11 protein-coding genes are annotated in these 14,045 nt (G+C 48.4%); 2 read left to right on the top strand and 9 right to left on the bottom strand.

The window, feature by feature from the left end:
* Positions 1-4: 4 nt before the first annotated feature.
* The 6 genes from BT105_RS09030 to BT105_RS09005 all read right to left on the bottom strand — a co-directional run bounded on the left by BT105_RS09030 (position 5) and on the right by BT105_RS09005 (position 7,505).
* On the bottom strand, positions 5-1,252 hold the full coding sequence (locus BT105_RS09030; protein WP_242940111.1) for a PBSX family phage terminase large subunit: 1,248 nt from the start codon (positions 1,250-1,252) through the stop codon (positions 5-7).
* The gene (locus BT105_RS09025; RefSeq protein WP_028514080.1) at positions 1,239-1,724 is read right to left on the bottom strand and encodes a terminase small subunit; all 486 of its coding nucleotides are present in this window, start codon (positions 1,722-1,724) and stop codon (positions 1,239-1,241) included. The genes BT105_RS09030 and BT105_RS09025 overlap by 14 nt, the downstream gene beginning before the upstream one ends.
* A 394-nt stretch (positions 1,725-2,118) precedes the next feature.
* On the bottom strand, positions 2,119-2,418 hold the full coding sequence (locus BT105_RS09020) for an AzlD domain-containing protein (RefSeq protein ID WP_072300407.1): 300 nt from the start codon (positions 2,416-2,418) through the stop codon (positions 2,119-2,121).
* Positions 2,415-3,110, bottom strand: coding sequence for an AzlC family ABC transporter permease (locus BT105_RS09015; protein ID WP_242940110.1), 696 nt, complete (start codon positions 3,108-3,110; stop codon positions 2,415-2,417). Before BT105_RS09015 ends, BT105_RS09020 begins: the two co-directional genes overlap by 4 nt.
* 29 nt (positions 3,111-3,139) lie before the next feature.
* The gene (locus BT105_RS09010; RefSeq protein WP_072300405.1) at positions 3,140-5,029 is read right to left on the bottom strand and encodes a glycoside hydrolase family 13 protein; all 1,890 of its coding nucleotides are present in this window, start codon (positions 5,027-5,029) and stop codon (positions 3,140-3,142) included.
* 70 nt (positions 5,030-5,099) lie between these two features.
* Complete coding sequence (locus BT105_RS09005; protein ID WP_072300404.1) at positions 5,100-7,505, bottom strand: glycogen/starch/alpha-glucan phosphorylase; 2,406 nt, start codon at positions 7,503-7,505, stop codon at positions 5,100-5,102.
* Positions 7,506-7,973: 468 nt separating this feature from the next.
* On the opposite strand from BT105_RS09005, the gene BT105_RS09000 reads away from it, so the two are divergent.
* Positions 7,974-9,212: a hypothetical protein gene (locus BT105_RS09000; protein ID WP_072300403.1), complete on the top strand. Its 1,239-nt coding sequence runs from the start codon at positions 7,974-7,976 to the stop codon at positions 9,210-9,212.
* Positions 9,213-9,547: 335 nt separating this feature from the next.
* Here BT105_RS09000 and BT105_RS08995 read toward each other — a convergent pair whose 3' ends face one another.
* From BT105_RS08995 to BT105_RS08985, 3 genes are all read right to left on the bottom strand, one after another.
* Positions 9,548-10,348 carry a DUF3592 domain-containing protein gene (locus tag BT105_RS08995; protein WP_072300402.1) on the bottom strand — a complete coding sequence of 267 codons (801 nt, stop codon included), beginning with the start codon at positions 10,346-10,348 and terminating at the stop codon, positions 9,548-9,550.
* 136 nt (positions 10,349-10,484) lie between these two features.
* The gene (locus tag BT105_RS08990; protein ID WP_072300401.1) at positions 10,485-11,393 is read right to left on the bottom strand and encodes a TPM domain-containing protein; all 909 of its coding nucleotides are present in this window, start codon (positions 11,391-11,393) and stop codon (positions 10,485-10,487) included.
* Entirely contained in the window at positions 11,393-12,448 is a 1,056-nt protein-coding gene (locus tag BT105_RS08985) for a TFIIB-type zinc ribbon-containing protein (protein ID WP_072300400.1), read from the bottom strand. Before BT105_RS08985 ends, BT105_RS08990 begins: the two co-directional genes overlap by 1 nt.
* Before the next feature lie 224 nt (positions 12,449-12,672).
* Between BT105_RS08985 and BT105_RS08980 the strand changes: the two genes are divergently transcribed.
* The gene (locus tag BT105_RS08980; protein ID WP_072300399.1) at positions 12,673-14,040 is read left to right on the top strand and encodes a citrate/2-methylcitrate synthase; all 1,368 of its coding nucleotides are present in this window, start codon (positions 12,673-12,675) and stop codon (positions 14,038-14,040) included.
* Positions 14,041-14,045 lie beyond the last annotated feature (5 nt).

Raw genomic sequence — 14,045 nt, 5'->3', positions numbered from 1 at the left:
AGATTTATCGGGCTACGGAAAGGGCTATAGGCTCGTCTGCGCCCTGCTGTGAGACCATATCCGCCACAAAATAGCGCATATCGTCCATTGCGTGGTCGTTTTCCTTTATGGGAACGTCCGCCCCTGCCTTTTCATTCCAGCTGTAGAGCGTGAACTCACGCAGTATATCCTTGCATGACTCATGGAATCGGAGCCTGCCCTGCTTCAGCGCGGTGCTTACCTGCCTTATGCCCGATACAACATCGTTATCCGCCTTTACTGCGTGGAATCTTCCGTGTCGGCGTATGCACTCGATAAAGCTTGCCGCAGAGGGATCGACGATGACCTTTTCGATACGCCTGTTGCCTGCCAGCTCTTCAAGTGCGGCATAGTGCTCCTCGTCGGTGCGGCTTATGCCCTCTCTTTTCGAGGAATAGTAGTACTCCCGAAGCCTGTGCCAGACTCCGTTATGAAGTCCCCACAAGCCGAATGAAGCAGGATTTACCGTGCCGTAATCGCAGGAGATGATGTACCTCTCGCAGTCCACCTCGCCGCTGAAAACGTGGTCCTTTTCGCTGAACATGGGATAGACCACGCCCTGTGAGGCTGTCCACTTTCCCAGCACGAAGCGGTCGTAGAAGGTTCCCGAATACATACGCCTGTAGCGCTCCCTGACCTTTTCTGACAGGGACGGATTGTCGTCCATAGTGAAATGGAGATACAGCGCGTTTTTCTCGCGGCGCTTCTTTATCCACTCGTTATAGAACCAGTGGGACGGATTGTCGGGATTGCAGTTGAACCACATCTTTGAGCCGCTGACCGAACAACGTGCCAGTGCCTGCTCCACGAAAGAGCGCGGCATGAGAGCCACCTCGTCGAAGAATACTCCCGAAAGAGTCATTCCCTGTATCAGCGCCGCAGAGCTCTCGTCCCTGCCGCCGAAAAGATAAACCCTGTTCGTTCTGCCGTTCCACGTAAAGTCGAAATAATTTCCGCTTATCTTTTCACGTACCGTAAAGCCGTAGCCCTCCAGTATAGGTATCATGGGAGTTATGACGTTCCTGCGCAGTGAGGTTATGGTCTTGCCGCACATGGCAAAGGCTCCGCCGTCAAAGCGCTCGGCTGCCCAGAACAGAAATCCCAGCGACATGGAAAGAGTCTTGCCGCTTCGGACAGCTCCGTCGGCGATAATGGCGTCACGCCTGTTGTAGTCGTGCATATTCCACCATTTCATGACGAAGCGCTGTTTCGGGGAAAATTCAGTTATCGTCAATGCTCTCACACTCCTCGTCGGCGGTCAGTGCTTTGATGAGACTTTCCGCCTTGCAGCGGTCTGTGAATGCGCTTTCCAGCTCGAAAAGCTTCTCCAGCGCTTTCATTCTGTCGAAGAGCTTTACCTCTACGCCGCCGCCCTTTACGCGCTTTATCTCGGATACATTGAATAAGTCCAGCTTGCCGATGACTTCCGCAGGGGGAAGCTCGTCGGCGAATACCAGATACACCGCGTCGGTGCAGCTGCCGAATGCAAGCCTTTTGAGACCTGCCGTGACGCTGCCGCTGTCGGCAAGGAGCTCCCGAAGCTGTGCTATCAGCTGCTGACATTCGTCGGCTTTAAGGAGCTCGATACCCTCGGCAAGAGCGTTCTCACGGGGTATGCCAGCCCGTACCGCGGCTTCTTCAATGCTGCCAAGCAACACGTAATTGCAGCAGAATGAATTGAGCTTGTTTTTTAAGTTTCTGTTCAAAAAAATAATGACCTCCTTTCGGGATATGAACACCACCGTTCATATAAGCGCCCAAAAGAGGTCTTTTTCAATGCGAACACGTTGAATTTCAAAAAAATAATTTTTGGATTCGTATGAATAAACAAAGAGCGACTGCTAATGCAGCCGCTCTTTGACAGATGTTACAATATAATTTGTAGAGAACGCCGCCTGACAGGCGTTCTGTTTTTATATGAAACATTTCGACGATGTAGGGGGCGATGTCCACATCGCCCCGTTGACATTTTATAAATATAGCGGGCTGATGTGGGCATCAGCCCCTACACATGATCACTTGATGTCATTACGTAAAAACGGGCGCACACTGTGCGCCCCTACAAAAAAGGCGAACCAAAAGGTTCGCCTTAATTATGCATTAGAAAAACAGTCCTGCGATAAATGCCGCCGCCGAAGCCGCAAGTGCCACCACGATAAGCGGCATTTCCAGAAATGCCAGTATAAGCGCTACTGCCGTGCCTGCAACAGCTGTCCACATATTATGGGTGGTGTAGAATATGGCAGGTATGGTCATTGCGCTCAGCACCGCATAGGGTATGTAATACAGAAAGCTCCTGAAAAATCGGGACTTTATCTTCTTACGGAAAAAAGTGAACGGTATCATGCGTATCAGATAGGTAACACCTGCCATTACCGCTATGTATATCGCTATCGTCATACTGCCTCAGCCTCCCCTTCTTCGTCTTTGACAGGGAATATCAGCGCTGTAAGCAGTGCCGAAGCTATCGCCGATATCATCATTGCAAAGCCCTCGCTCAGTGCAGGCACTGCAAATTTGAACATAACGCTCAGCGCCGCCGCTATGACTGCCGCAAAGAGTACGCCGTGCTGTTTCTTGGCAGGAGGTATAACTATTGCTATGAACATTCCGTAGAGAACTATCTCCATTGCTGTGCTGACTGCCGCAGGAAGAAGCTCTCCTGCCGCCGCTCCCAGCGCCGTGCCCGTTACCCAGCCAACTGCGGCTATGAATATCATGCCGTACATATACGCAGGGGTTAGGGGCTCCTTTTGTGCCGAGCAGACCGCGAATATCTCGTCGGTTATGCCGTATGAGGCAAGAAGCCTGTGAGGCGTGGTGAAGCGCTTGTCCAGCTTCTGGGACAGCGAAAGCGCCATAAGGGAGTACCTTATATTGATAGTGAGCTGTAAGAGTATCATCTCGATGATAGCTCCGCCTGCCGCTATTACGTCAAGTCCTGCCTTCTGACCTGCCGAGGTAAGATTAGCGGCTGATATCACTGATGCCTGAAACACGGAAAGACCTGCCTTGACCGCTAATATGCCAAAACCAAAGGATACCGATAAGTATCCTAAACATATCGGTATCCCATGTGTAATTCCGCGCAAAAACTTGCTTTTCAATTCAATTTCTCCGATTACTTAACAAATTTTGCCTTTATAATAGTATAATCATAGGGAAGAACAGTTATCGCATCGTCCATATATTCGCCGTAGAATGGCTGTATATCGGTAAAGCGACTGAGTATCTCGCTCATATGCTCCAGCTTTACCACATCGCCGCTCCTGTTGACGAAGATGATGTAATCCTGCTTCTGTCCCTGTCGTGTGAAGCCCACAAGCCGGCTGTCGTGAGTTTCCTTTTCGTTGATGACGAAGTATATCCTTCCGTCCTTCATGTTTGGTATTGACTTTCTTACGCGGCTGAGCTCGGATACGTACTCAATGAGCTCGGTATCCTCTTTTCCCCACGGGAAACAGCGGCGGTTGAATGGGTCCTTGTAGCCCTGCAAGCCTGCCTCGTCACCGTAGTATATGCTGGGTACGCCCGGGAGGAAGTACATCAGCGCCATAGCGGCTTTAAGGAGCTCCTTGCCGTGAGCGTACTGCTCGGGAGTGAGGTATCTTTCAGCCATCCATTCCTTCGGCTTGCCCTCGCAGTCGTCGCCGCCCAGACGGTTGATAGCTCTTTCGATATCGTGGGTAGAAACAAAGTTCATAAGTACATCTATAGTCGGCTTGGGATAGTTTTCAACTATGGTCATAACAGAGTTGATAAAGTCGATAGGCTTGCCGCCCTTGATGAAGTTCATTATGGCTTCACGGAAGGGATAGTTCATTACGGAGTCGAGCTCGTCACCGAGAAGGTAGCGGCGCTTTACACCGTAGCTCTCTTTGTTTGTAGCGTCCTCCCAGACCTCGCCTATGATCACCTTGTCCTTGTCAAAGCCCTTTACGCATTTCCTGAGGTTTATGAGGAACTGCTCGGGGAGCTCATCGGCAACATCAAGACGATAGCCAGCCGCGCCCTTGTCAAGCCAGTAGCGGAGCACGCCCTCGTCGCCGCAGATGAACTCGGTGTAGTCCTCGTTGTTCTCGTTTACGTTGGGGAGGGTATCTATTCCCCACCATGCCTCGTATACATTTGGGTAATCAATGAAGCTGTACCAGTCGTAATACTTGCTTTCCTTGGACTGATATGCGCCCAGCTCGTCCTTATAGCGTCCGAACTTGTTGAAGTAGACGCTGTCTGCGCCTGTATGTGAGAATACGCCGTCAAGTATTACGGATATATCGTACTTTTCGGCTTCGCGGCAGAGCTCCTCAAACTCGTCGTTCGTGCCGAGAAGAGGATCAGCCTTCATGTAGTTTGCGGTATTGTAACGGTGGTTCTCGTGAGACTCGAATATAGGATTTAAGTATATGCAGGTAACGCCGAGGCTCTTCAGATATGGGAGCTTGGACTGTATTCCTGCGAAATCGCCGCCGAAGTAGTCGTTGTTCCATACGTGACCGTTTTCGTCGGGCTTATACAGCGGAGTTCCGCCCCAGTCATCGCGGAGTATACGTCCCTCGGGGATATTCTCCTTCGGCTTGCCGCTGTTGCAGAAGCGGTCGGGGAATATCTGGTACATTATGCCGCCCTTTAAAAAGTCGGGAGTCTCATAGTCGCTCCTGTAGACAGTGAGCTGGAACATCTCGCCGTTGTCAAGACCGCCCTCGTGTAGATTCACCTTCTTGATGTAGTGACGGGTACCGCCCTCTGTATAGGAGAAGTAATAATAATGCACATCGGTATACCTCGCGTCGTATGAAGCGGTATACGCAAAGCAGTCCTCCTCCTCCACAACATCGTTCATGCTGATGAAGCGCTCCTTGAAGCCTGTTCTGAAAAGCACAAGCACAGGTGAGAAGTCGGGCTTTACGTGCTTTGGAAGCCTTATGGTGAAACGGCAGGTCTCGAACTGCCTTACCGCTCCGAATATTGATTTATAGCCTAAATTCCATGTATCATAGATAGGTCTCATGTCAAAAACACTCCGTTAATCATCATTCAAAAAGGGGACGAAGAAGCCAACGTCCCCTTATAAATTGTCATCAAAGATGCCAGATATTGTGTGCGTACTCTGTTACCGCACGGTCTGCGGAGAAGATTCCTGCGCCTGCGATATTGTTCAGGGACATCTTTGCCCATTTCATCTTGTCGTTATAGCACTCGGTAATGTACTGCTGTGCCTTTCTGTAGCTGTCAAAGTCTGCAAGCACCATGTAAGGATCTCTGTCCTTCAGTGAGTTTGCAACATCGTTGAAGGTACAGCCGTTTATACCGTGGTACATACGGTCGATAGCCTCGCGGATGCGTGGATCGTTGTTGTAGTAATCGCAGGGATTATAGCCTCTGCATCTGAGGTCGTTGACCTCGGGGGTGGTCATGCCGAAGATAACGATGTTGTCGTCGCCGCAGGCTTCCTTTATCTCGATGTTTGCGCCGTCAAGAGTACCAAGTGTAACTGCGCCGTTGAGCATGAGCTTCATATTTCCTGTACCCGAAGCCTCTGTTCCTGCAAGGGATATCTGCTCGGAAACATCGGAAGCAGGCATGAGGTGCTCGGAGAGAGTTACGCAGTAGTTCTCGAGGAATACTACCGAGAGCTTCTGGCTTATCTTGGGGTTCTTTCTTATCTCCTCGGAGATAGCCCATATCATCTTGATTATCTGCTTTGCAAGGTAGTATCCCGGAGCTGCCTTAGCCGCAAAGATATAGGTCTTTGGTGTGAAAGGTGCGTCCGGATCATTGAGCAGATATGCATAATCCGTAAGGATATTCATTACGTTGAGGTGCTGTCTCTTGTATTCGTGGAGACGCTTTACCTGTACGTCAAAGATACTGTCTGTATTGAGCTCTATGCCCGACTCGTTCTTGACGTATTTTGCGAAGTTTTCCTTGTTTTCCTTCTTTACGTCCATGAGCTTTTTAAGGACTTCCTTGTCATTCTCAAACTTGCGGAAGTTTTCAAGCTCTGCGCCGTCCTTGATGAACTTAGGTCCGATAGTCTCGGTGAGAAGGTCTGTAAGTGCAGGGTTTGACTGATACAGCCATCTTCTGTATGCGATACCGTTTGTGACGTTCTTGAACTTCTCGGGAGTATTCTCATACTCATCGCGGAATACGGACTGCTTGATTATCTCGGAATGAAGCTTTGATACGCCGTTTACGCTGTGTGAAGCCGCAACACAGAGAGTTGCCATGTGTATCTGATTGTCCTTGATTATGGACATACGTGTGGTCTTTGCGCTGTCGCCGCCGTTTCTCTCCATGAGAGACTGGCAGTAGCGGTTGTTTATCTCAACTATAAGTGAGAAGATTCTCGGGATAACGGACTTTACAAGGTTTACGTCCCATTTCTCCAGAGCCTCTGCCATTACAGTGTGGTTCGTGTAGGCAAATGTGCGTGTTACGATGTCCCATGACTTTTCCCAGCTGTAGCCGCAGTCGTCGAGAAGTATTCTCATGAGCTCGGGGATAGCCAGTGTGGGGTGGGTATCGTTGATGTGGATAGCTACCTTGTCGGCAAGGTTTTCGAGAGTTCCGTAAACATTCATGTGAGCGTTTACGATATCGCCGATAGACGCTGCGCAGAGGAAGTACTGCTGGCGCAGACGGAGGCTCTTGCCTTCGAGGTGATTATCATTAGGATAGAGCACCTTTGAGATAGCATTTGCGATAGAGTTCTGTGCAAGAGCTGCCTCATAGTTGCCCTTGTTGAACATTTCCATATTGAAGTTCGGAGCCTTTGCAGACCACAGACGAAGCACAGATACTCCGTCGGAGCCGTAGCCCGAAACGTAAAGGTCGTAAGGTGTTGCAACTACGGTATTGTAGTTTACATGAGAGATGTAGTGATACTGATTGTCCCAGTACTCCTGCAAGTCGCCCTCAAAGTGGACATCTATAGAGAGCTCGGGCTTTGGCACCAGCCATACCGAACCGCCTGGGAGCCAGTTGTCGGGGAGCTCTGTCTGCCAGCCGTCCTCCAGCTTCTGCTGGAAAATACCGTATTCATAGCAGATAGAATGTCCCATTGCAGGAAAGCCTGTTGTAGCAAGACCGTCCAGATAGCAGGCTGCAAGTCTGCCGAGACCGCCGTTGCCCAGACCTGCATCGGGCTCGTTCTCGTATATCTTATCGAGGTTGATGTCGTACTGCTTAAGCATATCCTTTATGCCGTCAGCCAGTTCAAGGTTGTATATGCTGGTTTTCAGTGAACGTCCCATGAGGAACTCCATTGAAAGGTAATATACCTGCTTGCCGCCGACAGAGTTGGTATGATTGATGAAGCTCTGCCTCTTCGCACCGAGTATCTCAACGATTATCGACGAGAGAACATGGTAAACCTGCTTGTCTGAAGCTTCCTCGGGAGAAACGCTGTATAAAAGCTGGAGCTTTCTCGGGAATTCTTCTCTGATCCTGTCCATAAGAGGGTTTGCTTTTTTTGTAGCCATATCTTATCTCCATTCTGCCGCTTTGCGACGTTTTTACTGTTTGTATAATATCCCCGCACTCTACCACCATTTAAGGCGATACAAGCCTATATCACTACAAACAATATACATTAAAATTATACTATGCTTTATCAGATTTTTCAAGTGTTTATTTCAACAAATATTTGTCCACTGATTTTATATATTGCTGCTTTTGAACAAAGAAAAATTTGTATGCGCCCTGTTTTGCGAATACAGCATTGTGCATTCTGCCTGTACAAGAAAAAAATCGGGCTGTGATTTGTGCAGAATCAACACAAGCTCATAGTTCTGAAAAAATTACTATATTTTTAAAAGATAAAACTTAGAAAATGTTTGAAATTTGTATTATTATGTGGTATAATAGAAAAAGCAGTTTCAAATAAGCAGACTGTAACGCAAAAAATAAAGAAAAAAGACAACAAAAGAATTAAAAAAAGGTGATGTATTATGGAAAAGAAAAAACGCTTCTCGGTACTAAAATTTGTACTTATCGTACTCTGCATACTTCTGATCGTTGTTTCGATCATTGTTAATATCGGTTTTTCGGGCGGCAAGACTCCCAAGCTCTTCGGCAGATACTTCTACATCGTAAAGGAAGCCGACAACATGGGCGACAACGTCACAAAGGGCGCCTGCCTTATCTCTCCCGACGCAAAGGACGAGGCTATCGCTAAGGGCGACATCGTTCTCTGCTATCCCGCAACTGATCCCAATACACTCAAGGTCCTCAGCATCTACGACGTTGTTACCGCCGAGGACGGCACTATCAAGTATATCACTGCCGACGCTACTAACGTAGGCAGCGAGGACTCTATCTCAAAGGAAAACATCGCGGCTATCTGTACAGGTCACACCGAAAGCGCTGAGCTGGGTGCTCTTATCAGATTCGCTTCAAGCATAAAGGGTATCATCTTCCTTCTTGTGCTCCCATGTGTGCTCCTCGTTATCTTCCTCATCGCTAAGCTTGCTTCGGGCAAGGGCGAGGACGACTTCGATGACGAGTTCGACTTCTACGAGTACGACGAGAAGGAAAAGCAGAGAGCTATCTCGGAGAGCAAGAAGAATATTCACGACAAGTCCGCTAATCCGCTTTTCGAGCCTTCTCAGGAGATACAGCCAAGCAATGAGTTCGAGCGCAAGAAGATGTCTATCGCCGAGAACTTCAGCCAGAAGAAGGTCAATCCTGATTCTCCTTACCAGAAGGAAAGAGAGCGCACAATGCAGTTCAAGGCTCAGAGAAGCGCTGAGAGCCAGTTCGCTGCAAGAAACGTCGGCGGTTCTTCATCTACAGCTCCTACAGCGGACGCCCTCAGAGAGGAAATGCTCCGCAAAACTGCTGAGGCTGAGCGTACAGGCACATTCAATATCAAGAATGCTGTTGCAAATGCAAACGCTCCTCAGGCTGCCGCACCTGCTGCTCCGTCAGAGCCTATCTCAGACAATACAGGTATCCTTTCCAAGAGCCAGCTTGCTGAGATGTCAAGGAACGACGTTCCTAAGACAACTCCGCTGAGAAGCCAGTCAGCTCCTTCAACAGCAGCTCCTAAGCCTGTGAAGAAGAGCAGCACTCCTGATATCTCCGATATCATCAGCAAGAGCGAGCAGGAGGAAAAGAAAAAGTCTCCGTCAAATATGTCGGTAGACGACCTCATCAAGATGATAGAGGCTGAAAAGAAAAAGCTTTGATAACAAATAAGGCAGACCGAATGGTCTGCCTTTATCTGTCACTAAGCTCAATTTATTAGGGAACGCCTTCACTTGCAAGGCGTTCCCTCTCCCGAAAACAATTCACTGGATTGTTTTCGGGATTCACCCTTTGCGAAGCGCTTTATAACTGTGGGGCTTTGCCCCACGCCCCACCAGAGACGCTGTCTCTGGACTCTGCCAAAGGAACACAGTCCCTTTGGAATCCCTTTAATTGGTAAATTGATTTTTTTGATAAACTAAGGCAGACCGAATGGTCTGCCTTTAGTTTTGCACGGATAATGCAATATATTCATTTTTTGGAAAAATCCCACCGCTTACGGTGCGATAAGCAGATAATATGCAGCCAGTGCGGAAATAGCTGCAGGAAGTCCGATAAGGAAAAGCGCTGTCAGCACTATGCTTGCTGCTCCTGCATCTACAGAAGTCGCGTCGTATATCTCTCTTGGCTTGTTCGGATTGACGAGGATTTCATAGTTGTCGCCTATTATGCGGTCTTCGGGCGTTTTATAGGCTGTTGAAGTGTATTGTACGCCCTCGTACTCGTATTCATAGGTCGGAACATATTTATATGTGGTACGTCCGTTTACGGTAGTCGAATTCGTGGATACATCTACGCATTTTGCGGTTATAGGCTCGGTACACACTTTCTTTGTGTGGTATTTTGCCCTCAGTGAGTCCACTACGATGCCTATGCCTATTACTGCAAATATCAGAGGAAACAGCACCGCAAGGAGCTTCAGTATGAACTCGCGCTTTTCGCCCTCGCTGTTGTGTATCAGAAGTGTGACGATACAGCCGCCTGCGCCTATTATAAGCGGAAGAAGCAGTCCTGCCTGGAATCGCTGCTTTTTGATAAGTTCGGACACTATGCCGAATATTCCGAAAACCGCGAAAAGCTGGAAAAACAGTATCACTATCAGCCAGCTGTTGCTCTTTCCGCTGCTCTGGGATAACACTATCATAAGTATTACGGTAACTGCAAACCATATCAGCAGAAGAATACCGAGTATCTTTTCGAATGTTTTCGCAAGTCCGTTGTATGCGCTGTCGTTGTCCGAGTTATAGTAATTGCCGTTTTCGTCGTAATTCATGTTGTCGTTTTCATACTTTTTCATGGTAATACCCCCTTTTCGCTGATTATACCATAAAGGCACAAAAAAAGCAACTTTCACGGATAAATTTTTCATTATATGTGTTACGAAGCAAAAACTAAAAGCTCCCGTTTCGGGAGCTTTTTTTGCAATATTTAGCTTATCTGTGATGACCGCCGCCGCCGTGGCTTCCGCCGCTGTGGTGACCGCCGCCGCCGCTGCGATGACCGCCGCCGCTGCTGCTTGAGGATATCCTGCTTCTCGACTGGTAAGTCCTGATGTGTTGATCGTTCCTCTGAGTGAAGTTCACAGCGTCCTTTGACAGGTAAATGCTGGGATTGGTCTTAGCCTTGAAGGTATACTTTCCTTTGGATACAAGGAAAGTGATGAGTGCTGTAAGAAGGCCGATTATTATTGAAACTACCCATATACGTACCCAGATGATAAGGGGCTTTTTGTGAGTGATATAGAGCTCGCCGTGCTTATAGTAGATATAAGTTCCCTTATTCTTGTCGTGGTAAAAGCTGGTACCTGAGGTGGTGCTTTTTGCGTTTACGCTGAGCTGAGACAGAAATTCCTCAATAGCATCGTATATCTGCTCCTGCTTTATCTCCTGACCTGAAGCAGGAAGGTAATTATCCATGTGGTTGAAAATGAGCTCCCTGTTTTCCTCATAGAGCAGTATAGCCTTTCCTGATGTTGAGATATAGTCGTATGCAGGTGTTTTACCCGAAAGGTCGAGATAATACATAAGACCGTCGGTGTCGTTTCCGAACCAGTTATCATAGGTCTGGTCGCAGAAGGTTTTTGTATCGGCGTCGCTGCGGTAAGTACCGTCGACGTAGATAAGGATATTCATTTCCAGTTCCTTGGATTTCTGCTGTATAGCTTCATCAAGCTCTCTTTTCTGAGTTTCCGTGAAAAGATCCCTATCGTCTATGAGGACAGAGTCCTGATAGTTGCCGTTCCAGCCTGCGTAGTCGTTTTCGGGCTCCGAGCAGCCTGTGAGCAGCGGCACCATGCATACGCAGAGAATAGCCGTCATTAAAAATGATACAAGGCGTTTCATCAGAAGAGAGCACCTCCTATCAGAGCGCAGGCAGCCGCAACAGCCGCTCCCAAGCCGAGACAAGCCAGCCAAAGCCTGCCCTTTGAAAGGGGCGGAGTTCCTGCAAGCTTGCCTGTCTGTCCGTTTATAGCGAATTCATAGACCTTATCCTTGTACTTATATGACATGAACCATACAGGGAGCAGCATATAGCTCCAGTTAGTCCTTCTTATGTCGTAGTTCTCGACCATGGGGGTTACGCTGCTGTAGCCGTTGACCGAGTTCTTTACGAGCGAAGCGCACGCCTGCGTTGCGCGGACGCGGATACGCGGAAATACCGACGCCTTGTCAACATCGTACTTATCCGCATAGAAGCCGCTGAGATAGGACATTGAGAAGTCATGGAGCTCTCTGTAGTCGTAGGGCTCGATAGACTCCATGAGCAGGTCGTCTATTTTGGTCTCGCCGTCGGCAGGGATACCTCTTGTAGTGAGGCTTCCGCGGCGGACAACGTCGTATTCCTGAGTTTCGGTGATACGGTAGTCGCCCGATACCCAGCTCCTTATCTTTTTGCCTGTGGCGTGATAATCGATGTTGATATCGCAGTCAGCCACCCAGAACGGGACGTAAAGTCCTGTCAGCTTTTCGAGCTGCTGCTCGGATTTGAAGTCCTTTGGCACGAACCAGCGCTTGCTTATCCATTTCTTGAAGTTCCAGATAGCATTGTCTCTTGTGAGCTTGAAGCCGATGACCTTATCGGGCTTGAACTCGCCGCCCATTTTGCCTGCCAGAATGACAGGGTTGTGGCAGTAATAGCAGAAAGTCGCTGTCTGCTGGTCGTCCGCCATTATTTCAGCACCGCAGCTTTTGCAGCGGTACAGATGTGTGTGATTTGCGAAGTCCTCCTGCATCTGGACAGCTTCCTGAGGGATACTGTTCTCGGTGCTTTCACAGAGCTTCTTTATTTCCTCTACCGTAAATGCACTGAGACAGAATTCACATTCCAGCTTCTGACTTGCAGGATTGAATTTCAGGTCTGCCATGCAATTGGGGCATTTATATTCAACTGATTCCAATATGTATCATCTCCCTTATCCCTTTAAAAGAATCGGCAGAAAACCGACAAATATATTTTACCATACCGCACAGTTTTTTTCAAGAGAAATAATAAAATTTAACATCTTTTCTTTGACAAAGAAAATAACTTTTTGTTTAGCCTTGACAAAATTACCAAAATCAAATATAATTGTAATATGCATATTTATTACTACTATTCGTAAAAAGAAAGGGATGACGATACATGAGATACAAATTTTCAGACATCACACCAGAGATCACAAAGCTTGCCGATATGTCGCTTGAAGGCTACAAAATAGATCCCGAGCTCTACACACAGTACGATGTAAAGCGCGGACTCCGCGATATAAACGGCAACGGTGTAGTTGCAGGTCTTACCAATATAAGCACTATCAAAGTAATAGACAGCGGCGACGGAATGCCCAATCATGGTGACGGCAAGCTGTATTACAGAGGTATCGACGTTGAGGATATCGTCGCAGGTTTCATAAAGGAAAAGCGCTTCGGCTTTGAGGAGACCGTATATCTTCTTCTTTTCGGAAAAATGCCCTCGGAGCACGAGCTTGCAGAGTTCAAGGCTATACTTGCGGATTTCCGCGAGCTCCCGTCCAATTTCATGCGCGACGTTATTATGAAAGCTCCCACAGACAATATGATGAATACTCTTGCAAAGAGCGTTCTTGCGCTGTATTCATATGATGATAAAGCAAATAATATCTCGGTGCCCAACGTGCTGAGACAGAGCATAGAGCTCATAACTCTTTTCCCTGTGCTTGCAGTGTACGCATACCACGCCTACAGATACGCAAGACTGGGCGGAGACCTTTTCATACACAGTCCCAAGCCCGATATGTCCATAGCTGAGAATATTCTCTATATGCTCCGTGAGGACGGCAGGTATACCGAGCTCGAAGCCCGTATACTGGACTTGGCATTAGTGCTCCACGCAGAGCACGGCGGCGGAAACAACTCCACATTCACGGTACACGTTGTTTCGTCATCGGGAACCGATACCTATTCCGCTATCGCGGCTGCACTGGGCTCGCTGAAAGGTCCCAAGCACGGCGGCGCAAATATCAAGGTAGCAATGATGTTCGACGATATGAAGCAGAACGTAAAGGACTGGACCGATGAGGAGGAGGTAAAGGATTATCTCCGCAAACTGCTCCACAAGGAAGCCTTTGACCATGCAGGACTTATCTACGGCATGGGACACGCAGTCTACTCACAGTCGGACCCGAGAGCCAAGGTGTTCAAGGGCTTTGTAGAGTCTCTCAGCTCGGAAAAGGGCAGACACGAGGAATTTGCATTGTATTCGCTGGTGGAGCGTCTTGCTCCCGAGGCCATCGCCGAGGAACGCCGCATCTACAAGGGCGTCTGTGCAAACGTTGACTTCTACAGCGGCTTCGTATACCGTATGCTGGGCATACCCGACGAGCTGTTCACGCCTCTTTTCGCAACTGCGAGAATATCGGGCTGGTCGGCTCACAGAATAGAGGAGCTCATAAACTCCAACAAGATAATCCGTCCTGCGTACAAGGCAATATCGCCTATGCGCGAGTACACCGACATGGAAAACAGAATGGACTGATGACA

This window comes from Ruminococcus flavefaciens, assembly GCF_900119075.1.
GTDB classification, from domain to species: domain Bacteria; phylum Bacillota; class Clostridia; order Oscillospirales; family Ruminococcaceae; genus Ruminococcus; species Ruminococcus flavefaciens_Q.
Note: the sequence above shows the minus strand (reverse complement) of the source record. Positions and strands in the feature narration are given on the sequence as shown.

Coding starts and splice junctions, on each gene's coding strand:
- BT105_RS09020 (WP_072300407.1), bottom strand. CDS start 2,418: ATGACGATAGCGATATACATAGCGGTAATGGCAGGTGTTACCTATCTG.
- BT105_RS09010 (WP_072300405.1), bottom strand. CDS start 5,029: ATGAGACCTATCTATGATACATGGAATTTAGGCTATAAATCAATATTC.
- BT105_RS09005 (WP_072300404.1), bottom strand. CDS start 7,505: ATGGCTACAAAAAAAGCAAACCCTCTTATGGACAGGATCAGAGAAGAA.
- BT105_RS09000 (WP_072300403.1), top strand. CDS start 7,974: ATGGAAAAGAAAAAACGCTTCTCGGTACTAAAATTTGTACTTATCGTA.
- BT105_RS08995 (WP_072300402.1), bottom strand. CDS start 10,348: ATGAAAAAGTATGAAAACGACAACATGAATTACGACGAAAACGGCAAT.
- BT105_RS08990 (WP_072300401.1), bottom strand. CDS start 11,393: ATGAAACGCCTTGTATCATTTTTAATGACGGCTATTCTCTGCGTATGC.
- BT105_RS08980 (WP_072300399.1), top strand. CDS start 12,673: ATGAGATACAAATTTTCAGACATCACACCAGAGATCACAAAGCTTGCC.